The 22,458-nt window shown below is 73.7% G+C and carries 19 protein-coding genes; 11 read left to right on the forward strand and 8 right to left on the reverse strand.

The features are described 5' to 3' along the window. Positions 1-37 precede the first annotated feature (37 nt). From CRP51_RS07190 to CRP51_RS07200, 3 genes are all read left to right on the forward strand, one after another. Positions 38-1,075 (forward strand): SDR family NAD(P)-dependent oxidoreductase, encoded by a 1,038-nt coding sequence (locus CRP51_RS07190; RefSeq protein ID WP_245880423.1) that lies wholly within the window; start codon positions 38-40, stop codon positions 1,073-1,075. Continuing rightward, the gene (locus tag CRP51_RS29355; protein WP_245880440.1) at positions 967-1,425 is read left to right on the forward strand and encodes a carboxymuconolactone decarboxylase family protein; all 459 of its coding nucleotides are present in this window, start codon (positions 967-969) and stop codon (positions 1,423-1,425) included. Before CRP51_RS07190 ends, CRP51_RS29355 begins: the two co-directional genes overlap by 109 nt. Before the next feature lie 327 nt (positions 1,426-1,752). Next, positions 1,753-2,430: a lytic polysaccharide monooxygenase auxiliary activity family 9 protein gene (locus tag CRP51_RS07200; protein ID WP_097230165.1), complete on the forward strand. Its 678-nt coding sequence runs from the start codon at positions 1,753-1,755 to the stop codon at positions 2,428-2,430. Between the two features lie 349 nt (positions 2,431-2,779). On the opposite strand, the gene CRP51_RS07205 is transcribed toward CRP51_RS07200, so the two are convergent. Next, a complete protein-coding gene (locus CRP51_RS07205; RefSeq protein WP_097230166.1) occupies positions 2,780-3,046 on the reverse strand; it encodes a DUF6480 family protein in 267 nt (88 codons plus the stop codon). Next, positions 3,043-3,822 (reverse strand): class I SAM-dependent DNA methyltransferase, encoded by a 780-nt coding sequence (locus CRP51_RS07210; protein WP_097230167.1) that lies wholly within the window; start codon positions 3,820-3,822, stop codon positions 3,043-3,045. The genes CRP51_RS07205 and CRP51_RS07210 overlap by 4 nt, the downstream gene beginning before the upstream one ends. 170 nt (positions 3,823-3,992) lie before the next feature. Here CRP51_RS07210 and CRP51_RS07215 point away from each other — a divergent pair, with 170 nt between their 5' ends. From CRP51_RS07215 to CRP51_RS07250, 8 genes are all read left to right on the forward strand, one after another. Continuing rightward, a complete protein-coding gene (locus CRP51_RS07215) occupies positions 3,993-5,477 on the forward strand; it encodes a sugar ABC transporter ATP-binding protein (protein WP_097230168.1) in 1,485 nt (494 codons plus the stop codon). Beyond that, complete coding sequence (locus tag CRP51_RS07220; protein ID WP_097230169.1) at positions 5,477-6,496, forward strand: ABC transporter permease; 1,020 nt, start codon at positions 5,477-5,479, stop codon at positions 6,494-6,496. Before CRP51_RS07215 ends, CRP51_RS07220 begins: the two co-directional genes overlap by 1 nt. Continuing rightward, complete coding sequence (locus CRP51_RS07225) at positions 6,493-7,569, forward strand: ABC transporter permease (RefSeq protein WP_097230170.1); 1,077 nt, start codon at positions 6,493-6,495, stop codon at positions 7,567-7,569. The genes CRP51_RS07220 and CRP51_RS07225 overlap by 4 nt, the downstream gene beginning before the upstream one ends. Continuing rightward, positions 7,566-8,783 (forward strand): substrate-binding domain-containing protein, encoded by a 1,218-nt coding sequence (locus tag CRP51_RS07230; RefSeq protein WP_097230171.1) that lies wholly within the window; start codon positions 7,566-7,568, stop codon positions 8,781-8,783. The genes CRP51_RS07225 and CRP51_RS07230 overlap by 4 nt, the downstream gene beginning before the upstream one ends. Next, positions 8,783-9,649 carry a sugar phosphate isomerase/epimerase family protein gene (locus CRP51_RS07235; RefSeq protein ID WP_097230172.1) on the forward strand — a complete coding sequence of 289 codons (867 nt, stop codon included), beginning with the start codon at positions 8,783-8,785 and terminating at the stop codon, positions 9,647-9,649. Before CRP51_RS07230 ends, CRP51_RS07235 begins: the two co-directional genes overlap by 1 nt. 364 nt (positions 9,650-10,013) lie before the next feature. Then, a complete protein-coding gene (locus CRP51_RS07240; RefSeq protein ID WP_097230173.1) occupies positions 10,014-13,151 on the forward strand; it encodes a ThuA domain-containing protein in 3,138 nt (1,045 codons plus the stop codon). Positions 13,152-13,224: 73 nt separating this feature from the next. Next, positions 13,225-13,785 (forward strand): GNAT family N-acetyltransferase, encoded by a 561-nt coding sequence (locus CRP51_RS07245; protein WP_097230174.1) that lies wholly within the window; start codon positions 13,225-13,227, stop codon positions 13,783-13,785. A 212-nt stretch (positions 13,786-13,997) separates the two neighbouring features. Beyond that, positions 13,998-14,528 carry a hypothetical protein gene (locus CRP51_RS07250; RefSeq protein WP_097230175.1) on the forward strand — a complete coding sequence of 177 codons (531 nt, stop codon included), beginning with the start codon at positions 13,998-14,000 and terminating at the stop codon, positions 14,526-14,528. Here CRP51_RS07250 and CRP51_RS07255 read toward each other — a convergent pair. From CRP51_RS07255 to kdpF, 6 genes are read right to left on the reverse strand one after another with little or no spacing between them, the layout of a single operon-like run. Continuing rightward, on the reverse strand, positions 14,507-17,044 hold the full coding sequence (locus CRP51_RS07255; protein ID WP_097230329.1) for a sensor histidine kinase: 2,538 nt from the start codon (positions 17,042-17,044) through the stop codon (positions 14,507-14,509). The genes CRP51_RS07250 and CRP51_RS07255 overlap by 22 nt on opposite strands. A 2-nt stretch (positions 17,045-17,046) precedes the next feature. Continuing rightward, entirely contained in the window at positions 17,047-17,757 is a 711-nt protein-coding gene (locus CRP51_RS07260; RefSeq protein ID WP_097230176.1) for a response regulator, read from the reverse strand. A gap of 40 nt (positions 17,758-17,797) precedes the next feature. Next, entirely contained in the window at positions 17,798-18,478 is a 681-nt protein-coding gene (gene kdpC / locus CRP51_RS07265; RefSeq protein ID WP_097230177.1) for a potassium-transporting ATPase subunit KdpC, read from the reverse strand. A gap of 28 nt (positions 18,479-18,506) precedes the next feature. Further along, positions 18,507-20,609: a potassium-transporting ATPase subunit KdpB gene (gene kdpB / locus CRP51_RS07270; RefSeq protein WP_097230178.1), complete on the reverse strand. Its 2,103-nt coding sequence runs from the start codon at positions 20,607-20,609 to the stop codon at positions 18,507-18,509. Further along, positions 20,606-22,270, reverse strand: a complete 1,665-nt coding sequence (gene kdpA, locus CRP51_RS07275) for a potassium-transporting ATPase subunit KdpA (protein ID WP_097230179.1) — start codon at positions 22,268-22,270, stop codon at positions 20,606-20,608. Before kdpA ends, kdpB begins: the two co-directional genes overlap by 4 nt. Before the next feature lie 9 nt (positions 22,271-22,279). Further along, positions 22,280-22,369: a K(+)-transporting ATPase subunit F gene (gene kdpF / locus CRP51_RS07280; protein ID WP_097230180.1), complete on the reverse strand. Its 90-nt coding sequence runs from the start codon at positions 22,367-22,369 to the stop codon at positions 22,280-22,282. Positions 22,370-22,458 lie beyond the last annotated feature (89 nt).

A 22,458-nucleotide genomic window follows, 5' to 3' on the forward strand; every position in this document is an offset into this window, starting at 1 on the left:
ACGATGGTTCGGCCGGAACCAAGCCTAGGAGGACATCGTGCGGCCCGACTCGGGGAAGACCGTGGTGATCAGCGGCGGAACGAACGGAATGGGCCGGGCGACGGCCCTGGCGCGGCTGGCGCGCGGGGACCGGGTGGTGGTGATCGGCAGCGACGAGGCCAGGGGACGCGCGCTGCGCGAGGCGGCCGACAGCCCCCGGCTCGACTTCCTGCGGGCCGACCTCTCCTCGATCGCCGAGAACGAGCGGATCGTCGCCCGTCTCGGCGAGGAGCACGACGCGCTGGACGCCCTGCTGCTGTTCGCCAACCGGGTCAACCCGAAGCGCCGGGAGACCGTCGACGGGCTGGAGTCGACCTTCGCCCTCTACTACCTCAGCCGCTACCTGCTCGGCCACCGGCTGCGCCCGCTGCTGGACGCCGGCCGGGACCCGTTGATCGTCAACGTGGCGGGCGTCGGGAACACCGCCGGGCGGGTGCACTGGAACGACCCCCAGCTGACCGGCTCCTACGGTCAGGTGCGGGCGCAGCTCCAGGCCGGGCGGGCCAACGACCTGCTCGGCGTCGCGTTCGCCGAGCGGGCCGAGGGGCGGGCCCGCTACGTGCTGTACCACCCCGGCTTCACCCGCAGCGGCGTCGACGGCCACCCGAACCCGGTGGTGCGCGGGGCGCTGCGCGGGCTGGCCCGCCTCTTCGCCCGCCCGGTGGAGGAGGCGGTGCGCCCGGTCGTGCGCTGGGTCGACGAGCCGCCGGCGGAACGGCTCACCGCGGTCGACCGGGGCAGGCCGGTCGACCGGTCGCTCTCCACGCTCGACCCCGGGGCAGCCGCCCGGCTGGCCGAGTACACCGAGGCACTGCTGGAGGAACGCCGGCGGGGTGTTACCTCGCGCGGCGCCGCTTCGTCGAGGAGACGCGGGCCATCCACGGGGGATGGCCGTCCGACCCGAGGAGCACGCCCATGCACGCCAGGATCGACCTCTTCGCCACCGAACTCGGCCCGAAGTTCGCCCGGCACCTCGCCAGCGCCGGGCGGCTCGTCGCCGACTCGCCGCTGCCGAAGGCCACCCAGGAGCTCGTGAAGATCCGCGCCTCCCAGCTCAACGGCTGCGGCGGCTGCCTGGACATGCACACCAAGGAGGCCGCGCACGCCGGCGAGGACGTCACGCGGCTGCTGCTGGTCGGCGCCTGGCGGGAGACCACGGTCTTCACAGAGGCGGAGCGCGCGGCGCTGGCGCTGACCGAGCACGGCACCCGGCTCGCCGACGGCGAGGGCGTCCCCGACGCGGTGTGGGCCGAGGCCGCCGCCCACCACGACGAGGAACAACTGGTCGCGCTGGTGGCGTTGATCGCGTCGATCAACGCGTTCAACCGGCTCAACGTCCTGGTCGGACAGCGTGGGGGCGCGTACGTGGTGGGGCAGTTCGTCTGACGCGCGCGGTCGTGCGCCGGGCGCGGGGGCGCGCGCTGTGCGCCGGGGGCGGACGGTGCGCGCCCGCTCCGGGGAGAGCGCCGGTTTCCGGCCGAGTTCGGGGGCGCCCTCGGGCGGGCGCTGACGCTGACCTGTCAACTCGCGGAGGGCGGCGAACAATTCGCGCCGCGCGGGTGAGCCGCCGGGGGACGTTCCGGCAATCGCGGCGTCACGGGACTGTTGCGCGGGGGTGTGCGCGGGTAAGGTCCCCGTAAACCTTGGGAGCGCTCCCATACCGGAAACACAGTCTCAACTCCCCACCCCCTTCCGGAAGACGGAGATCGCACGATGTACGCAGACACCCCCACACGCCGCTGGACGCTGCGGGTGGTCACCCCGGCGCTGGCGGCCGTGGTCGCCCTCGTCGCCCTGTTTCTGAGCCCGTGGACCAACTCGGCCAGCGCCCACGGTTCGATCGTGGACCCGGCGGGCCGCGCCTACGGCTGTTGGGACCGCTGGGGCGACGACCACATGAACCCGGCCATGGAGCAGGAAGACCCCATGTGCTGGCAGGCGTTCCAGGAGAACCCGAACACCATGTGGAACTGGATGAGCCTCTTCCAGGAGAACCTGGCCGGCAACTGGCAGAGCGCCATCTCGGACGGGAACCTGTGCAGCGCGGGCGACGCGCAGGGCGGGCTGGCCAGCTCGCTGGACACCGTCGGCCCCTGGACCACGACCGACATCAGCAACGACTTCAGCGTGCACCTGTACGACACGGCCAGCCACGGCGCGGACTTCTTCGAGGTCTACGTGACCAAGCAGGGGTTCGACCCGACGACGGACGCGCTGGGCTGGGGTGACCTGGAACTGGTGGAGACGACCGGCAGCTACCCGCCGGCCTCGGACATCACGTTCGACGTCAGCGCGCCGGGGCGCACCGGCAACCACATCGTCTACACGATCTGGCAGGCGTCGCACCTGGACCAGACGTACTTCATCTGCAGCGACGTCAACTTCGGCTGACCCGCTGCCCGTTGAGGGGCCGGGGCGAGGACGGCAGCCCACCCGGGCGGTGCGGCTCCGTGGTCGCCTCTCCCCGCCCCTCAGGCACCGCGCCGTTCCCCGCGTCCCCGAGCCGCCCACCGGCGGTGAGGGGCGCGGGGAACCGCGCGCCCGCCCGCACGCCGGGGCGAGGACGCCCCCGCCGGGGCGGCCCGGCACCGCTGTCGCCCGCGCGCCACGAACTCCGGAGCGCCCCCATGGGAAAGGGGCGCGGGGAACGGCGCGGGCAACCCACCACCGGGGCGAGGTCGACCGCCCACCCCGGGCAACGAGGACCGTCCGTCGCCGTCCGCGCGCCCCGGGCCAGGGGCTACTCGATCACCAGCCACACCGCGTAGGCCACGAAGAAGGCCACCACCAGCGCCGCGACGACCAGCACCGCCGTGAGGGGGGCCGCCGCCCAGCCGGCGGTGGGGTTGTGGGACTCGTCGGGGCCGGTGAACGACGTGCCGCCCTCCGCCGGCGGGGTCTCCCCCGGCGGGGTCTTGCCGGGCGGCGTCTCCCGGGGCGGGGCCGCGCCGCCCGGGCGGTAGCCGGGGGTCAGATACGGATCGGGGTCCGGGTTGCTCGGCGTCATGGCACCCGAGTACCACCGCGGCGGCCCGGCACACCTCCGGCCGGCGCCCGGTCCGCGTCCGGCGGCCGCCGCGCCAGCAGCAGCCGGCAGCGCGGGGCGCCGTCGGGGCGTCCCGGCAGGCCGGGCAGCGGCAGCGGCACGGTGCCCACCGAGAAGCCGGCGGCGGCCGCCTCCGCCCGCGCCACGGAGAGCGGAAACGTCCGGTAGTACATGACGAACGGCGGGTGCCAGAGCGCGTTGCGCACCCGCATCGCCGCGTCGAAACCCCAGGTCAGCCAGTAGGCGGCCGAGCCCACCCGGGGCGGCGCCGCCACCGGGAACGCCAGCAGCCCGCCGGGCCGCAGCGCGGCCCGCGCCCCGGCGAACAGCGCCCGGCGGTCGTCGGCGAGGAAGTGCCCGAACGCGCCGAAGCTGACCGCCAGGTCGAACCCGGCGCGGAACGGGAGCACCCGCGCGTCGGCCCGCACCAGCGTCGCCCCGGGGTCGGCACCCGCGGCCACGGCCAGCATCCCGGCGCTGCGGTCGACGCCGACCACCCGCCGCGCCCCGGCGGCGCGCAGCGCCGCGAACCCGGCGCCGGTGCCGCAGCACAGGTCGAGCGCGTCGTCGAACGGCCCGAGCCCGTCGAGCGCGCGGGCGGTCGCCTCCAGCACCACGTCGGGGGTGCGGAACGGCGTGTGGTCGAAGGTGGGCGCGAGAAGGTCGTAGCCGCGTTCGACCGAGGTCAGCGCCTGGGCGGCCAGCTCGCGCGCGGTGGGGCCCTGCGGGGAGAACACGCCGTCGAGCCTACTGCCGGGCGGGCGACCCGACGGGGCCCGGCCCCGTCCACTTTCGCCGCTCGATGTCGAAAGTGCGTCATGGAACGCACACAACTGACCCTCGTTTTCTGTTCTTTGGCGTTGCTTTGTGTCTTGACAGTCGGTACTTCCGCCTCGACATTGCCCCCATGCTGCTGATGCAGGACATGACAAAAAGCTTTCTCGGCATCCGCGTCCTCCACAGCGTCTCCCTGGACCTCGCGCCCGGGGAGGTGCACGCCGTGGTCGGCGAGAACGGCGCCGGCAAGTCGACGCTGATGAAGCTGCTCAGCGGGGAGCACACACCCGACGGCGGCCGGATCGAGATCGACGGGACGCCCGTGGCCTTCGGCCATCCCGCGCAGGCCCAGGCGGCGGGCGTCGGAATCATCCACCAGGAACTCGCGCTGCTGCCGGACCGCACCGTCGCCGAGAACGTCTTCCTCGGACGCGAGCCCACCCGGCGCGGCCTGGTCGACCGGGCCGCGATGGCGCGGCGGACCACCGAACTGCTGGCCGAGCTGCACGCCGACGGGATCGCGCCGGACACCCCGGTGCGCGCGTTGTCGGTGGCCCGCCAGCAGACCGTCGAGGTGGCCAAGGCCCTCGCCGCCGACGTGCGCATCCTGATCATGGACGAGCCCACCGCCGCGCTCGCCGAGCACGAGGTCGCCTCCCTCTTCGACCTGGTGCGCCGGCTCACCGAACGGGGCCTGGGCATCCTCTACGTCTCGCACCGGATGCGGGAGATCTTCGCCCTCTCCCGACGCGTCACGGTGCTGAAGGACGGCCGCCTCGTGACCTGTCTGAACACCGCGGAGACCGACGTGGACGCCGTGGTGCGCGCCATGGTCGGGCACGAGCTGAGCGCCTACTACCCGCCCCGGGCCGCGCCCGGGACGCTGGGCGCGCCGGTGCTGACGGTCAGCGGCGGCGGCAACGACCGGCTCGCGGACATCGAGTTGACCGTGCGGGCCGGCGAGGTACTCGGCGTCGCGGGACTCCAGGGCTCGGGGCGCAGCGCGCTGGCCCGCGCGGTCTTCGGCGCGGACCCGTTCACCAGGGGCCGGATGACGCTGGCCGGCCGCGAGGTGCGCCCGCGCCGGCCCCGGGAGGCGATCCGCGCGGGCATCGCGCTGGTCGGCGAGGACCGGAAGGCCGAGGGGCTCGCGCTGCGCCAGTCCGTGCGGGACAACACGCTGCTGGTGACCAGGGCCGTCGGCGTCGGGGAGCGGACCGGCGAGACGACGGTGACCCGGCTGCTGGACCGGGTGCGGCTGGCCACGAGCGGCGGCCCGGGGCAGGAGGTGCGTTACCTCTCCGGCGGCAACCAGCAGAAGGTCGTCATCGCGAAGTGGCTGGCCGCCCGCCCCCGGGTGCTGCTCTTCGACGAGCCGACCAGGGGCGTCGACGTGGGCGCCAAGGCCGCGATCCACACGCTGGTGCGGGAGTTGGCGGCTGAGGGGCTGGCGGTGCTGCTGATCTCCTCCGAGCTGCCCGAGCTGATCGGGATGAGCGACCGGGTGCTGGTGCTGGCCGACGGCCGCCCGGCGGGCGAGCTGCCCGCCGGGCCGAGCGAGGAGGAGATCATGCGGCTCGCCACGGGCGGCGCCGACCGGGCGGGGGCCGCCTGATGGCCGCCGCCTCCCCCTCCCCCGCGCTGCCGGCCGTCGCCGCGCCGGCCGCCCGCTGGCGGCGCGGACTCGCCGACCCGGCCGTCGGGATCTGGCTCGCGGCGCTCGGCGTCACCCTGCTGGGCTGGGCGGTGGTCGCCGTCCGGGGCGGCGAGTTCCTGACCCAGCCCAACATCACCGGAATCCTCCAGAACTGCGTGGCGCTCGGGCTGATCGCCCTCGGCCAGACGATGGTGATCCTCACCGGCTCGCTCGACCTGTCCGTGGCCTATCTGGCGAGCCTCGGCACCCTGGTCGCCGCCGAGACCATGGCCGGCTCCGACGGCAACATGGTCCCGGCGGTGGTCGCGGTCCTCGCGCTGTGCGCGGGCGTCGGCCTCGCCAACGGGCTGATCGTCACCCGGCTGAAGGTCAACGCGTTCATCGCCACGCTCGGCGTCGCGCTGATCCTGCGCGGCTGGATCGAGGACAACTACACCGGGCCGGCGGGCGACGTGTCGCGTTCCTTCCAGCGCCTCGGCTACGACCGGATCGGGCCGGTGCCGGTCTCCGTCTTCCTGCTGGTCGGCGTCGCCCTGGCGCTCTGGTTCGTGCTGCGGCGCACCCGGCTGGGCCACCACATGTACGCGACCGGCGGCGACGAGCACGCGGCGCGGCTGTCCGGGGTGCGCACCGAACGCACGGTGCTGGTCGCGCACGTGCTGTGCGCGCTGTGCGTGGGGATCGCGGCCCTCTTCCTCGCCGCCCGGTTCGGCGCGGGGTCGCCCTGGGCCGGGACCGAGGCCCGCTACGACCTGGAGTCGATCGCCGCCGTCGTGCTGGGCGGCACGCTGCTGGCCGGCGGGCGCGGCGGCGTCGTCGGCACGCTCGGCGGGGTGACCGTGCTGGCGGTGCTGGACAGCGTCTTCAACCAGCTGGCCGTCGATCCGTTCTTCAAGAACGTGCTGCGCGGCGTCGTGATCATCGCGGCCGTCGCCGTCTACGCCCGAGGCCGCCGCAGCGCCGGGAGGTCCCGTTGACCGCCACGACCGCCACCCCGATCCAGGCCCGCGTCCGCCGGGGCACCGCGCTGACCAGGGCGTTGGGCAGCGCGCTGCCGGTGTGCGCGCTGCTGGTGCTGCTGCTGGCGGCGCTGGCGGTGACCGACGCGGGGTTCTACGAGCCGGACCGCTTCCTGGCCTTCGTGCGGCGGGCCGCGCCGCTGCTGCTGCTGGCCGCGGGCCAGTACCTGGTGATCGTCAGCGGCCACTTCGACCTGTCGGTCGGCGCGGTGGTGACCACCGGCGTGGTGGCGGCGGCCGAGATCTACCACTCCTTCCCCGGCGCCCACTGGCTGGTGGTCACGGTGGTCCTGGTCGCCGCCGGCGCGCTGGTGGGACTGGTCAACGGGCTGGTGACCACCGGGCTCGGCGTGCCGTCGTTCATCACCACGCTGGGGATGATGCTGATCCTGGAGGGCGGCGTCTTCTACTGGACCGGCGGCTCGCCGACCGGCTATCTCCCGGACGACTTCCGGGCGTTGGGCCGCCAGGACGCCTTCGGCTGGCTGCCGTGGGCCGTGCTGGTGTGCGTGGCCGTCGGCGCCGGCGTGTGGTGGCTGACGCGCTCGTCCTGGGGCCGGACGCTGATGGCGACCGGTGACAGCGAGCGGGCCGCCGAGCTGTCGGGCGTGGCCACCGCGCGGGTGCGGACGGTCGCGTTCGTGCTCTCCGGCGCGGCGGCGGCGCTGGCCGCCGTGCTGGTCGGCGGCTTCTCCGGGGTGTCGGCTCAGGCCGGCTCCGGGATGGAGTTCGAGGCGATCACCGCCGTCGTGCTCGGCGGCGTGCTGCTGGGCGGCGGGCGGGGCTCGGTGCTGGGCGCCATGGCCGGGGCCTTCGCGCTGACCGCGCTGTTCACCCTGCTCAATCTGCGGGGCGTCTCCGGCGCCCTGGAGCCCACCGTCCAGGGCGTGATCGTCATCGCCGCGGTGGCGCTGGGCGCCGCCGACCTCTCGCGCCGGCGCCGCCGTTCCCCCGCGCCCCCGGCACCGCCGCCGGCCGCACCGGCCGGCGAGGGACCCACCCATCCGTCGACTGGAGGACCCACCTCATGAGATCCCTTCCCGCCGGCCGCCGGCTGGCCGCGTCGCTCGCCGCCGTGTGCGCGGCCGGCCTGCTCGCCTCCTGTTCCTCCGACGCGCCGCCGGAGGGCCCGCCCGACCCGTCGGGCTCGGCCCCGGCGGAGGACGGGGGCGGTGCGGCCGAGGAGGCGGAGTTCTTCGAGGAGGACGAGTACCAGCGGCAGTTGGCGCTGGCCGGGGAGACCCCGGAGGGCCCCGAGGGTCGCCCCTGGGAGCAGATGCTGCGCCCCGAGATGGTCGACACCGGGGAGTACGCGCTGGACGAGGAACAGGTCCACCTGTGCTTCTCCAACGCCGGGGTCTTCAACCCGTGGCGGCAGGTCGGACTGACCACCATGGAGGCGGAGGTCGCCGAGCACGAGGAGATCGCCGAGTTCACCGTGCTGGACGCGGAGGGCAAGGACGACAAGCAGATCTCCGACATCCAGAACCTCAGCCGGCAGGACTGCGACCTGCTGATCGTCTCCCCCAACACCACGGCGACGCTCACCCCTGCCGTCGAGGAGGCGTGCCGCGAGCTGCCGGTGATCGTCTTCGACCGCGGCGTCAACACGGACTGCCCGGTCACCTTCGTCCACCCGGTCGGCGGCTACGCGTACGGCGCGGCGGCGGCCGACTTCCTGGTGGAGAACGTCGAGCCCGGCGGCAAGATCCTCGCGCTGCGGATCTCACCCGGCGTCGACGTGCTGGAGAACCGCTGGTCGGCGGCGGAGTTGGCGTTCGAGGACAGTGAACTGGAGGTCGCCGACGTCGAGTTCACCGAGGGCGACCCCGCGGTCGCCAAGTCGATCGTGACGGACGCGATCCAGCGCCACGGCTCCATCGACGGCGTGTGGATGGACTCGGGCGCGACGGCGGTGGCCGCCGTCGAGGCGTTCGAGGACGCGGGCCTCCCGGTGCCGCCGATCAGCGGCGAGGACCAGCAGGACTTCCTCCAGGCGTGGGCCGACCGCGACCTGACGGCGATCGCCCCCGGCTACCCCACGTTCCAGTGGCGCACCCCGGTCATCGCGGCGCTGAAGGTGCTGCGCGGCGAGGAGGTGCCCGGCGAGTGGGTGCTGCCCCAGCCGGTGATCACCGAGGAGACCCGGGACGACTACCTGGCCGCCGACATGCCGCCGCTGCACTACGGGCTGTGCGGCTGCGAGGACCTGCCGGGCTACCCCCAGGACTGGGGTGGCCGCTGATGGGGCTGACGGTCGGCGCCAACCCGTGGATCTGGCACGCCCCCGTCGACGAGGCGGCGGTCGCCGAGACCGTGCCGAGGCTGGCCGAGTGGGGCTTCGACGCGGTGGAGTTGCCGCTGGAGTCGCCCGGCGACTGGTCGCCGCGGACGGTGGCGGCGCTGCTGAGGCGCCACGAGCTGGCGCCGGCGGCGGTCGTCGCGGTGATGTCGCCGGGCCGCGACCTGGTGCGGACCGAGCCGGCGGCGGTCCGCGCCACCCAGGACTACCTGCTGCACTGTGTGGACGCCGCGCAGGCCACCGGCGCGCCCGTCGTCGCGGGGCCGGTCTACAGCGCGGTCGGCCGCACCTGGCGGATGACCCCGGCGGAACGGGAGGCCGCCTACGCCGAGTGGCGCGAGTACCTGGCGCCCGTGGTGGAGCAGGCGATCGCGGCGGGGGTGCGGCTGGCGGTCGAACCGCTCAACCGCTACGAGACCAGCCTGTTGAACACCGTCGGGCAGACGCTCACCGCGCTGGAGGGACTGCCGGCCGAGGGCGTCGGCCTGGCACTGGACACCTACCACCAGAACATCGAGGAGCCCTCCCTGCCGGGCGCGGTCCGGCGGGCCGCCGGGCGGATCGTCCACGTCCAGGTCTGCGCCAACGACCGGGGCGCGCCGGGCGCCGACCACCTGGACTGGCCCGGCTTCCTGCGGGCGCTGCCCGAGGCCGGCTACCACGGTCCGCTGTGTGTGGAGTCCTTCACGGCGCACAACGACACGATCGCGGTCGCCGCCTCGGTGTGGCGTCCGCTGGCCGACACCCAGGACACGATCGCGACGGCGGGCCTGGCGTTTCTGCGCCAGTCCCTCCGCGACGCGGCCTGACCAGGCCGGGAAGCCCGGCGGCCGAACCCGCCACCGGCGGCGAGAAGGGGCGCACCTCGCCTGACCGACCACGCCAACCCCCACCAGGGCGCGGGGAACTGCGCCCGCACCCAACCGACCACGCCAACCCCACGAGGGGCGCGGGGAACTGCGCGAGTAACCCGCCACCGAGCCGCACCCGACAACCCACCCAGCCACGCACGTGCGCTGTCGACCAACCCCCGCCACACAGCATTCGCGCAGTTCCCCGCGCCCCCAAGGCCGCCACCTGCCGAACGTGAACCCGCACCCACCCGAACCACGCACGTGCGCTGTCGACCGACCCCCGCCGAAGAAACACCGCACCGAGGAAGGCACCCGCCGCATGAAACGTTCCACCGCGAGATCCTCACCCTCCCGCCGCAGACGACTGGTGGCCCTGGCCGCCGCCCCGCTGCTCGCGTTGGGCGCGCTGCCCGCGCTCGCCCAGGCCGACGACGCCGACGCCGACGCCGACTTCCGCGCCCTGCTGTTCACCCGGGCCGTCGGCTATGTCCACGACTCCATCCCCGACGGCATCCGGATGATGGAGGAGGAGGCCGCCGAGCACGGCTTCGAGTTGGTCGAGACCGACGACCCGGCCGTCTTCAACGACGAGGAGCTGGCCGGCTTCGACGTCGTCGTGATGCTCCAGAACTCCGGCATGGTCTGGGAGACCGACGAACAGCGCGCCGCGATCCAGGGCTATGTGCAGGGCGGCGGCGGGATCGCCGCCATCCACAACACCCTCGACATGGGCATCGAGGAGGAGTTCCCCTGGTGGGACGACCTGGTCAACGGGGGCGCGCACATGCCCTCGCACTCCCCCGGCGTGCTCCAGGGCACCGCGCATGTGGCGGACGACGTGCACCCGTCGACGTCCTCGCTTCCGGAGATCTGGGAACGCCCCGAGGAGTGGTACAACTTCGACCCCAACCCGCGTGGCGAGGTGCATGTCCTGGTCACCGCCGACGAGTCGACCTATGACCCGGGCGGCGACGCGATGGGCCACGACCACCCGATCTCCTGGTGCCGGGAGGACCAGGGCGGCCAGGTCTGGGCCACCGCGATGGGCCACGACGCGGCCTCCTACGCGGAGGAGGCGTTCCGCGACCATGTGATCGGCGGCGTCCGCTGGGCCGCCGGCGACCTGCCGGGCGACTGCGGCGGCACGGTGTGGAGCAAGTTCGACAAGGTCACGCTCGACGCCAACACCGCCGACCCGATGGAGCTGGACGTCGCCGACGACGGCCGGGTCTTCTACGTCCAGCGCGGCGGCGAGCTGAAGGTCTTCGACCCGGAGACCAACTCCACCTCCACGGCCGGCACGTTGGACGTGTACACCGGCGGCGAGGACGGGCTGGTCGGCCTGGCCCTGGACCCGGACTTCACGGAGAACGGCTGGGTCTACCTCTACCACGCGCCGGCCGACGCCGAGGAAGACGTCAACCGGCTCTCGCGGTTCACCGTCGAGGGGGACACCCTGGACCCGGCGAGCGAGGAGCCGCTGCTGGACGTCCCGGCCTACCGCGACCGCACCTACCCGGAGCCGGGGCACACCGGCGGCAGCCTGGACTTCGGCCCCGACGGCAGCCTCTACCTCTCCACCGGCGACGACGTGCCGCCCAACCTGTCCTCGCACTGGCAGGGTTGGGCGCCGATCGACTGGCGCGAGGGCGAGGAGATGCTGGACGCGGCCCGCACCTCGGGCAACACCAACGACCTGCGCGGCAAGATCCTCCGGGTGCTGCCGTCGGACGAGGGCGGCTACACCGTCCCCGAGGGCAACCTGTTCGCCGAGGGCACCGAGGACACGCTGCCCGAGATCTACGCGATGGGCTTCCGCAACCCGTTCCGGTTCAGCGTGGACCCCGAGACCGGCTATGTGCACGTCGCGGACTACGGCCCCGACCGGGGCGGCCCGACGACCGAGCGCGGACCCGAGGGGCTGGTGGAGTACAACATCCTCAAGGAGCCCGGCAACTACGGCTGGCCGTTCTGCCACGGGAACAACCAGCCCTACGCGCCGTACGACCCGGACACCGGCGAGGTGGGCGAGAAGTTCGACTGCGCCAACCCGACCAACCCCTCCCCCAACAACACCGGTCTCGTCGAGCTGCCGCCCAACCAGCAGCCGGAGATCTGGTACGGCTACGGTCCCTCCGAGGAGTTCCCGGAGATGGGCGAGGGCGGCTCGGGCCCGATGGCCGGGCCGGTCTACCGCTACGACCCCGACAACCCGTCGCCGACGAAGTTCCCCGAGTACTACGACGGGGCGCAGTTCCTCTACGAGTGGACACGCGACTACGTCAAGGAGATCCAACTGGACTCCGACAGCGGGGTGTTGAAGATCAACGACTTCCTGCCGACGGAGGACTTCGTCAAGCCGATGGATCTGACCTTCGGCCCGGACGGCTCGCTCTACGTCCTGGAGTGGGGCAGCGCGTTCGGCGGCGGCAACGCGGACTCCGGGCTCTACCGGATCGACTACGCGCCGGACGGCCAGCGGCCGGAGGCCGTGGCGACGGCCTCGGTGACCAGCGGGCCCGCGCCGCTGACCGTCGAGTTCTCCGGCGCCGACTCGACCGACCCGGCCGGCGGTGAGCTGGAGTTCGCCTGGGACCTCGACGGCGACGGCACCTTCGACAGCGAGGAGTCCGAGGTCACCCACACCTACGAGGAGGTCGGCCAGTTCACCGCCCAGCTGCGGGTGACCAACGCGGCCGGCGCCACCGGCCACGCCAACATCCCCGTGACGGTGGGCAACACGGCCCCGACCGTCTCCATCGACTTCCCGACCAGCGGCCGGCTCATCGAGTTCGGCGACCAGATCCCGTACCAGGTGACGGTCACCGACCCGGAGGACGGCGAGATCGACTGCGAACAGGTCCTCGTCAACCCCGCGTTGGGCCACGACGACCACGAGCACCCCACCACCGACCTGCGCGGCTGCTCCGGCACGGTGGACACCGGCGACCTCGGCGGCCATCCGGAGGGCGCCGACCTGTGGTACGTGCTCAACGCCCGCTACACCGACGGCGGCGCCGAGGGCACCGGCGCGCTGACCGGCTACGGCCGGGCGGTGCTCCAGCCGGAGCACAAGCAGGCCGAGTACCACCACGACCAGTCCGGCACCCGGATCGTCTCCCAGCCGGACGCGGAGAACGGGCAGCGGATCGGCGACATCAGCGACGGCGACTGGATCGCCTTCGAACCGATGAGCGTCGAGGGAGCGGAGACCGTCAGCTACCGGATCTCCTCGCCCGACGGCGGCGGCGCGATCGAGCTGCGCGCCGGCGCCCCGGACGGCGAGCTGCTGGCGACGACGCCGGTGCACGCGACCGGCGACTGGGACGTCTACGAGCCGACCGAAGCGGTCCCGGTGGCCGAACTGGCCGGTACCCACAAGCTGTTCCTCGTCTTCACCACACCGACGGGGAACAACTTCGACGTGGACTCGCTCCTCTTCACCACCGGGGGCTGACACTCCCGTGCGAGGATCGGACGGCGCGGGGCCCACGCGGGCCCCGCGCCGGCACGAGCACGGGAGCGTGGGGATGTTCGAGAGAGCACTGGGCGAGGACGGCGCGGTGCTGCGGCCTCTGGAGCCGTGGCGGGCCGAGGAGTTCGTGGCGCACATGGACCGGGGGCGGGAGTTCGTCGGCCGCCACATCGGGCTCGCCGACGCGGTGCGGGACGTCGCCTCCGGCCGCGCGTTCCTCCAGTCCTACGCGGAGAAGGCCGCCTCGGACACCGGCCGGATCTACGGCATCTGGACGGCGGAGGGCACGCTGGTCGGCGGGGTGCTCTTCCGGACCATGGACATCGCCCAGGGCACGGCCGAGGCCGGCTGCTGGCTGGAACCGGCGGCCGTCGGGCGGGGGTTGGTGACCAGGGCCGCGCGGGTGATCATCGACTGGGCCGTGGAGGAACGCGGCGTCCACCGCGTGGAGTGGCTGGTCGCGGCGGCCAACGAGCCGAGCATCGCGGTCGCGCGGCGCCTGGGGATGGTGCGGGACGGGGTGCTGCGCGAGAGCTATGCGCGGGGTGGTGTCCGCCACGACATGGAGGTGTGGTCCGTCCTGGCCCCGGAGTGGCGCGCCGCTCGTCCCGGGTGAGCGGGTGGACGACAACCCACCCGGCCCTGAGGCTCCGTGGTCGACCAACCCCCGCTGCCCGGCAGGGCCGGGTGAGAAAGAGTGTCCCGCCCTCTGGCCAACGCGCGTAGATCTCGGGCACGATCCTGCTCGCACGACGTTTTCGTGACACCAAGTCCCCGTTCTCCGCTGCCGGTTACTCCTCGGCAGTCCCCCACGCAGAAGGGTCCCCCATGCGCATTCGTTCCGTGCTCGGCGTGCTCGCCCTCGCCGGTGCGTCGTTCCTGGCCGCCCCCTCCGTCAGCGCCGCCGCCGAGGCACCGGCCGCCGAGGTCGAGACCGTCACCCCGGCGGTCACCAAGATCACGCACTCGCAGGCCACCGCCCGGTTCAGCTCCTCGGGCATCACCTGGTCGTCGTCCGGCGGGTGTTCGGACCGCAACACCCCGACCTGCACCTCGTTCGAGCAGCTGAACCTCGCGTCGGCCCAGGGCGCGCAGACGCTGAAGTCGGCCAGCGGCTGCGCGTTGAACGTCACCGGTGGCACGGAGACCGGGCACGCCGGCGGCACCTATAGCCACTGGAACGGCTACAAGCTGGACTTCAGCCTGAGCAGCTGCCTCAACTCGTATGTGACCAGCGCGTTCACCTACATCGGCGAGCGCGGTGACGGCGCCGCGCTGTACGAGTCCGGCTCCGGCAACATCTACGCCCGCGAGGGCAACCACTGGGACGTGACCTACTACAACTGCGGCGGCTGCTGACCCGGCGGCGTCTCCCCCGGCGGGGCGGTGGCGAGCCGCAGGACCATGGTGAGCCCGCCCCCCGGGGTGTCCTCGGCGGCCAGCGTGCCGCCCATCGCCTCGACGAAGCCCCGCGCGACGGCCAGCCCGAGCCCCACCCCGCCGCCGCGCGGGGCGTCGCCGTGGCGCTGGAACGGTTCGAAGATCCGCTCCTTCGCCTCGTCCGGCACCCCGGGCCCCCGGTCGGCGACCCGCAGCTCCACCCAGCCGGGCAACGAGCTGGCGGAGACCAGCACGGGCCGGTCGGGCGGGCTGTACTTCACGGCGTTCTCCACCAGGTTGGCCAGCGCGCGCTCCAGCAGCCCCGCGTCGAGCGGGACGATCGGCAGGGACTCGGGGATGTGGGTGGTCACCCGGCCGGCGGGGACCTGGGCGAGCGCGACGGGCACCACCTCGTCCAGGTCGGTGGCGCGCACCACCGGGCGGACGGTGTCGGTCTGGAGCCGGGAGGCGTCCAGGAGGTTGCCGACGAGCTGGTTGAGCCGATCGGCGCCGTCCTCGACGGAGGCCAGCAGCTCGGCCCGGTCCTCCTCCGGCCAGTCCACGTCGGGCGCGCGCAGCGAGGAGACGCTGGCCTTGATCGCGGCCAGCGGGGTGCGCAGGTCGTGGGAGACGGCCGCGAGCAGCGCGGTGCGGATGCGGTTGCCCTCGGCCAGCGCGCGGGCGGCGCGCGCGTCGGCCCGCAGCCGCTGGTGGTCCAGCACGCTGGCGGCCTGCGCGGCGAACGCGGCCAGCACCCTGCGGTCCTCGGCCGGCAGCACCCGGCCGCCGAGGGTGAGCGCGAGCCGTTCGCCGACCGGCACGTCCACGTCGGCGTCCTCGGGCCGTTCCGGATGGTCGCCGCCGACGGCCTCGACGCGGACGAACCTGCCCTGCTCCGCGTCGCGTTCCCACAGCGCGACGGACTCGGCCGCGAAGGTCTGGCCGACCCTGGTCAGCAGCTCGCGCAGCCCGGTCTCGCCGCGCAGCACCCCGCCGGCGAGGAACGCCAGGATCTCCGACTCGGCCCGCAGCCGGGCCGCCTGGTGGGTGCGGCGGGCGGCGAGGTCCACGACGGAGGCGACGGAGACGGCGACGCCGAAGAAGATCACCAGTGCCAGCAGATGGTGCGAGCCGGCGACGTCGAGGGTGTGGGCGGGCGCGGTGAAGAACCAGTTGAGCAGCAGCGAGCCGAGCGCCGCCGACGCCAGCGCCGGCCAGAGCCCGCCGAGCAGCGCGGCGGCCACCACCAGCGCGAGGAAGAGCAGCACGTCGTTGGCGAGTCCGACGTCGGGGCCGAGGCCGCGCAGCGCCGAGGTCAGCGCCGCCGGGCCGAGCACGCCGACCGCCCAGCCGGCGGCGAGCCTGGCCCGGCCCAGCCGGGCGCCGCGCGCGGCGGGCAGGCCCCGGCCCTTGCCCATCCGCTCGTGGGTGACCAGGTGCACGTCGAGGTCGGGGCCCGCCTCGCGCGCGACCTGGGTGGAGATGCCGGGCCCCAGCACGTACTCCCAGGGGCGGCGGCGGGAGACGCCGAGCACGATCTGGGTGGCGTTGGCGCTGCGCGCGAACGCCAGCAGCGCGGACGGGATCTCCTCCCCCCTGACGTGGTGGTAGGTGCCGCCCAGGCCCTCGACCAGGTCGCGCTGGACGGCCAGCTCCCGGGGCGAGGCGGCGCGCAGCCCGTCGCCCCTGGCCACGTAGACGGCCATCACCTCGCCGCCGGCGCCCTTCTCGGCGAGCCGGGCGGCGCGGCGGATCAGGGCGCGTCCCTCGGGGCCGCCGGTCAGGCCGACGACGATCCGCTCCCGCGCCTGCCAGGTGGAGCGGATGCCGTGCTCGACGCGGTAGCGGCGCAGATACTCGTCGACCCGGTCGGCCACCCACAGCAGCGCCAACTCCCGCAGCGCGGTGAGGTTTCCGGGCCGGAAGTAGTGGGCGAGGGCGGCGTCCACCCGGTCGGGCGGGTAGACGTTGCCGTGCGCCATGCGGCGGCGCAGCGCCTCGGGCGCCATGTCGACGAGCTCGATCTGGTCGGCCCTGCGCACCACGGCGTCGGGGACGGTCTCCCGCTGGCGGACGCCGGTGATGGACTCCACCACGTCGCCGAGGGACTCCAGGTGCTGGATGTTGACGGTGGAGACCACGTCGATCCCGGCGTCCAGCAGTTCGTCGACGTCCTGCCAGCGCCTGGCGTTGCGGGAGCCCGGCACGTTGGTGTGGGCCAGCTCGTCGACCAGCGCGACGGCGGGGCGCCGGGCGAGGACGGCGGCCAGGTCCATCTCGTGGAAGGTGGCGCCCCGGTGGGTGAGGGACGCGCGGGGGATCTCCTCGAGACCGTGCAGCAGGGTACGGGTGCGGGGCCGGTCGTGGGTCTCGACGAGGGCCACGACGACGTCCGTCCCGCGCCCCAGGCGCCGGTGGGCCTCGGAGAGCATCGCGTAGGTCTTGCCGACGCCGGGGGCGGCGCCGAGGTAGACGCGCAGCCGGCCGCGCCGCACGGTCACGCCTCCGGCGCGGCGCCGGCGGCCGGCCCCGGTTCGAAGCGGTAGCCCATGCCGGCCTCGGTGACCAGGTAACGGGGCCGCGACGGGTCGGGCTCCAACTTCCGCCGCAGCTGGGCCATGTAGACCCGCAGGTAGTTGGTCCGGCCGCCGGACCAACTACCCCAGACCTCGGAGAGCAACTGGTTCTGGGTGACCAGCCGTCCCGGGTGGTTGATCAGGATCTCCAACAGGTGCCATTCGGTGGGTGTCAGCCGCACGTCGTGCCCGGCGCGGCGCACCTTCTTGGCGAGCAGGTCGATCTCGAAGTCGACCGTGGTGACCACCCCGCGTTCCGCGGCGGTGCCGGGGTCGGCGCGGCGGACGGCGGCGCGCAGCCGGGCGAGCAGCTCGTCCATGCTGTAGGGCTTGGTGATGTAGTCGTCGGCGCCGGCGTCCAGGGCGCGGACCTTCTCCTCCGAGGTCTGCCGGGCGGAGAGCACGATGATCGGGACCCGGGTCCAGCCGCGCAGCCCGGTGATCACCTCGATGCCGTCCATGTCGGGCAGGCCCAGGTCGAGCACCACGATGTCCGGTTTGCGGGCGGCGGCCAGCCGCAGCGCGGCGGCCCCGTCGGGGGCGGCGTCCACGGTGTACTCGCGGACCCGCATGTTGATCACCAGGGCGCGGACGAGCTGGGCGTCGTCCTCGACCACCAGGACCCGAGTCATCTCGTGTGACCTCTTCTCTCCGTCTGCCGCTTCTGTCGGGCTACCGCGCGTCCGGGCGCAGCGCGTCCAGTGCGACGTTAAGCGCCAGCACGTTGACGCGCGGTTCACCGATGAACCCGAGGGTGCGTCCCTCCGTGTGCTCCTCGACCAGCGCGTTGACCCGTTCGGTGGTCAGGCCGTTGGCGGCGGCGACGCGCGGGGCCTGGAGGCGGGCGTACTCGGGCGAGACGTGCGGGTCGAGTCCTGAGCCGGAGGAGGTGACCGCGTCGGCGGGCACCTCCTCGGGGTCGACGGCGTGTCCGGGGACGGAGTTGAACGCGACGACCCGTTCGCGGGCGGCGGCGATGTCCCGGGTCAGTTCCGGGCTGTCGGCCGCCAGGTTGGTGGCGCCGGAGACCAGCAGGTCGTACCGGGTGTTGACGCTGTTGGTGCCGAGCCCGTCGGAGGGGCGGGGCTGGAACCAGCGCGGGTCGGGGCGCGGCTGTTCCCCGGGGTCGTCCTGGTCCTCCGGCGGCAGGGTGTAGCGCTGGCCGACGAGCGCGGAGCCGACCTCGCGCCCGTCCACGGTGACGGGGGAGCCGTTGGCCTGGTCGCGGAGGAACGTCTGGGCGACCCCGGTGACGGCCAGCGGATAGAGCACGCCGGTGAGCAGGGTCAGCGCCAGCAGGGCGCGGAGTGCGGCGCCGCAGTTGCGGGCGAGGGCGGTGAGGGTGTGTCGCATGGTCGAACCGTCCGGGAGGGGTGGAGGGTCAGAGGAAGAGGGCGAGCAGCCAGTCGACGGCCTTGATCCCCAGGAAGGGGACGACCAGCCCGCCGAGCCCGTAGACCGCGAGGTTGCGGCGGAGCAGCGCGTCGGCGCCGGCCGGGCGGTAGCGCACGCCGCGCAGGGCGAGCGGCACCAGGGCGACGATGACCAGCGCGTTGAAGATCACCGCGGCGAGGATCGCGGTCTGGGGCCCGGCCAGGTCCATGATGTTGAGCCGGTCCAGCGACGGGTGGGTCGCGGCGAACAGCGCCGGGATGATCGCGAAGTACTTGGCCACGTCGTTGGCGAGCGAGAACGTGGTCAACGCGCCCCGCGTGATCAGCAGTTGCTTGCCGATCTCGACGATCTCGATCAGCTTGGTCGGGTCGGAGTCGAGGTCGACCATGTTCCCGGCCTCCTTGGCGGCGGCCGTTCCGGTGTTCATGGCGACGCCGACGTCGGCCTGGGCCAGGGCGGGGGCGTCGTTGGTGCCGTCGCCGGCCATGGCGACCAGCCGGCCCTCGGCCTGTTCCCGCCTGATCAGCGCCATCTTGTCCTCGGGGGTGGCCTCGGCGAGGAAGTCGTCGACGCCGGCCTCCTCGGCGACGACGCGCGCGGTCAGCGGGTTGTCGCCGGTGATCATGACGGTGCGGATGCCCATCCGGCGCAGTTCCTCGAAGCGTTCCCGCATCCCGTCCTTGACGGTGTCCTTCAGGTGGACGACGCCGAGGACCCGGGCTCCCTCGGTGTCGCTGACCGCGACCTGGAGCGGGGTGCCGCCCTGTGCGGCGACGCGGTCGGCGATCCGGTCGGCCTCGACCGGCTCGACGCCGCCGTGGTCGCGCACCCAGCGGGCGACGGAGCCGGCGGCGCCCTTGCGGATCCGGCGGACCGTCCCGCCGTCGGTGACGTCCACCCCGGAGAGCCGGGTGGTGGCGGAGAACGGGATCCAGTCGGCGCCTGGCACGGCGTCCAGGTCCCGGGCCGGCAGGCCGTGGCCGTCCTCGGCCAGGCGCAGCACGGAGCGGCCCTCGGGCGTCTCGTCGGCGAGGGAGGAGAGCTGGGCGGCGGCGGCCAGCTCCGCGACGGTGACCCCGCGCACCGGCAGAAAGGCGTGGGCCATCCGGTTGCCGTGGGTGATGGTGCCGGTCTTGTCGAGCAGCAGCGTCGAGACGTCGCCCGCGGCCTCGACGGCGCGTCCGGACACGGCCAGCACGTTCCGCCTGACCAGCCGGTCCATGCCGGCGATGCCGATCGCGGAGAGCAGCGCGCCGATGGTGGTGGGGATGAGGCAGACCAGCAGCGCGGTCAGCACCAGCGGCGTGGCCTGGGCGCCCGCGCCGGCGAAGAGCGCGAACGGGCGGAGGGTGACGACGGCCAGCAGGAAGACCACGGTCAGCGAGGCCAGCAGGATGGTGAGGGCGACCTCGTTGGGGGTCTTCTGCCGGGCGGCTCCCTCGACAAGGCCGATCATCCGGTCGATGAAGGTCTCGCCCGGTCGGGCCGTGATCCGGACGACGATCCGGTCGGAGAGGACCCGGGTGCCGCCGGTGACGGCCGAGCGGTCGCCACCGGACTCCCGGATCACGGGCGCGGACTCGCCGGTGATCGCGGACTCGTCGACGGAGGCGACGCCCTCGACCACGTCCCCGTCTCCGGGGATCACGTCCCCCGCCTCGCAGACGACGAGGTCGCCGACGGTCAGCGCGGTGCCGGGGACGCGTTCCTCCGCCGCGCGGTCGGCGGTCAGCCGGCGGGCGACGGTGTCGGTCCTGGTGCGGCGCAGGCTCTCGGCCTGGGCGCGGCCCCGGCCCTCGGCGACCGCCTCGGCGAGGTTGGCGAAGAGCACGGTCAGCCACAGCCAGGCGGTCACGGCCCAGCCGAACCGGTCGCCGGGGTCGGCCGCGGCCAGCAGGGTGGTCGCGACGGAGCCGACCAGCACCACGAACATGACGGGTGACCTGGCCATGGTGCGCGGGTGGAGCTTGCGGAACGCCCCGGGCACGGCGGCGGCCAGGGTGGCGCGGCCGGGCAGGGCGCCGCCGTCCCGGGGGCGTGCGGGAGCGGACGGCGCGGTCCCGGTGGGGGCGGGGGTGTGGGTGCTCATGCGGCGAGTCCCTCGGCGAGCGGTCCCAGCGCGAGCGCGGGGACGAAGGTGAGTCCTGAGATGACCAGCGGGGTCGCGGTCAGCAGGCCGGTGAACAGGGGTGTGCCGGTCCTGAGGGTGCCGGCGGTGGCGGGCCGCCGGCGCTGGGCGGCCAGCGAGCCGGCCAGCGCCAGCGCGAAGACGATCGGCAGCAGCCGGCCCAGCAGCATCGCCAGGCCGAGCGTGGTGTTGTACCAGGGGGTGTCGGCCGACAGGCCGGCGAACGCGGAGCCGTTGTTCTGGGCGGCCGAGGTGTAGGCGTAGAGGATCTCGGAGAAGCCGTGGGCGCCGCCGTTGAGCATGGCGTCCGGCGGGGTCGGCAGCGCGACGGCGGCCGCCGTGCCGAGGAGCACCAGCGCGGGGGTGACCAGCAGAGCGCAGGCGGCGAGCTTGATCTCGCGGGGGCCGAGCCGCTTGCCGAGGTACTCGGGGGTGCGGCCGACCATGAGTCCGGCGAGGAAGACGGCGATCACGGCCGTGATCAACATGCCGTAGAGGCCGGTGCCGACGCCGCCGGGGGCGATCTCGCCGAGCTGCATCATGACCATGGTGATGCCGCCGCCGAGGCCGGTGAACGAGGAGTGGAACGCGTTGACCGCGCCCGTCGAGGTGCCGGTGGTGGCGACGGCGAAGAGCGCCGAGCCGCTGACGCCGAAGCGCGTCTCCTTGCCCTCCATGGCGCCGCCGGCCAGCTCGGGAGCGGGCCCGGCGCCGTGGTGCTCGGTGAGCAGCATCAGTCCGGCGAAGGCCACCCAGAGCACGCCCATCGCGCCGAGGACCGCGTAGCCCTGCCGGGTGGAGCCGACCATCCGGCCGAAGGTGCGGGTCAGGGCGACGGGCAGCAGCAGGATCAGGAAGATCTCGAAGAGGTTGCTGAACGGCGTGGGGTTCTCGAACGGGTGGGCGCTGTTGGCGTTGAAGTAGCCGCCGCCGTTGGTGCCCAGCAGCTTGACGGCCTCCTGGGAGGCGACGGCGCCGCCGTTCCACTGCTGGGTGCCGCCGAGGAACTGGCCGACGTGGTGGATGCCGGACAGGTTCTGGATGACGCCGCAGGCGACCAGCACCAGCGCGGCGCACGCGGCCAGCGGCAGCAGCACGCGGACGGTGCCGCGCACCAGGTCGACCCAGAAGTTGCCCAGTGCGCCGGTGCTGGTGCGGGCGAAGCCGCGCACCAGCGCGACGGCGACGGCCATGCCGACGGCGGCGGACAGGAAGTGCTGCACGGCCAGGCCGCCCGTCTGCACCAGGTGTCCCATGGTCTGTTCGCCGGAGTACGACTGCCAGTTGGTGTTGGTGACGAAGGAGACGGCGGTGTTGAACGCCTGGTCGGGCGGGATCGTGGCGAAGCCGAGCGAGCCGGGCAGCACGTCCTGGAGTCGTTGGAGCAGGTAGAGCAGGGCGATGCCGACCAGGGAGAAGGCCAGCACGCCCCGCAGATAGCCGGTCCAACCGACCTCGGCGTCGGGCCGCACGCCGACGGCCCGGTAGACGAGCCGCTCGACGCGCAGGTGCCGGCGCGAGGTGTGGACGTCGGCGATGTGGTCGCCGAGCGGGCGGTGGGCCAGGGCGAGCGCGCCGAGCAGCGCGGTCAGTTGGAGCACCCCGGCGAGTTGGGCGTTCATGCGCGGCGCCTAGAACCTCTCGGCGAGAAGGAGGGCTGTCACGAGATAGACCAGCAGGGCGGCGGCCACCACCAGTCCGACGACGTCGTGGGGGCTCACAGCCGGGTCACCCCCTTCGCCACGAGGGCCACCAGGAGGAAGGCGGCGAGCGTAGTGAGGGCGAAGGCCAGGTCGGCCATCGACGGCTC

It is taken from the genome of Streptomyces zhaozhouensis (assembly GCF_900230195.1).
Taxonomy (GTDB): domain Bacteria; phylum Actinomycetota; class Actinomycetes; order Streptomycetales; family Streptomycetaceae; genus Streptomyces; species Streptomyces zhaozhouensis.

Excerpts from the sequence above, each read along its gene's own strand:
- CRP51_RS07250 (WP_097230175.1), top strand. The coding sequence starts at position 13,998 with ATGCGCATTCGTTCCGTGCTCGGCGTGCTCGCCCTCGCCGGTGCGTCG.
- CRP51_RS07215 (WP_097230168.1), top strand. The coding sequence starts at position 3,993 with ATGCTGCTGATGCAGGACATGACAAAAAGCTTTCTCGGCATCCGCGTC.
- CRP51_RS07200 (WP_097230165.1), top strand. The coding sequence starts at position 1,753 with ATGTACGCAGACACCCCCACACGCCGCTGGACGCTGCGGGTGGTCACC.
- CRP51_RS07205 (WP_097230166.1), bottom strand. The coding sequence starts at position 3,046 with ATGACGCCGAGCAACCCGGACCCCGATCCGTATCTGACCCCCGGCTAC.
- CRP51_RS07230 (WP_097230171.1), top strand. The coding sequence starts at position 7,566 with ATGAGATCCCTTCCCGCCGGCCGCCGGCTGGCCGCGTCGCTCGCCGCC.
- CRP51_RS07245 (WP_097230174.1), top strand. The coding sequence starts at position 13,225 with ATGTTCGAGAGAGCACTGGGCGAGGACGGCGCGGTGCTGCGGCCTCTG.
- CRP51_RS07220 (WP_097230169.1), top strand. The coding sequence starts at position 5,477 with ATGGCCGCCGCCTCCCCCTCCCCCGCGCTGCCGGCCGTCGCCGCGCCG.
- CRP51_RS07240 (WP_097230173.1), top strand. The coding sequence starts at position 10,014 with ATGAAACGTTCCACCGCGAGATCCTCACCCTCCCGCCGCAGACGACTG.
- CRP51_RS07260 (WP_097230176.1), bottom strand. The coding sequence starts at position 17,757 with ATGACTCGGGTCCTGGTGGTCGAGGACGACGCCCAGCTCGTCCGCGCC.
- kdpC (WP_097230177.1), bottom strand. The coding sequence starts at position 18,478 with ATGCGACACACCCTCACCGCCCTCGCCCGCAACTGCGGCGCCGCACTC.
- kdpB (WP_097230178.1), bottom strand. The coding sequence starts at position 20,609 with ATGAGCACCCACACCCCCGCCCCCACCGGGACCGCGCCGTCCGCTCCC.
- kdpA (WP_097230179.1), bottom strand. The coding sequence starts at position 22,270 with ATGAACGCCCAACTCGCCGGGGTGCTCCAACTGACCGCGCTGCTCGGC.
- CRP51_RS07235 (WP_097230172.1), top strand. The coding sequence starts at position 8,783 with ATGGGGCTGACGGTCGGCGCCAACCCGTGGATCTGGCACGCCCCCGTC.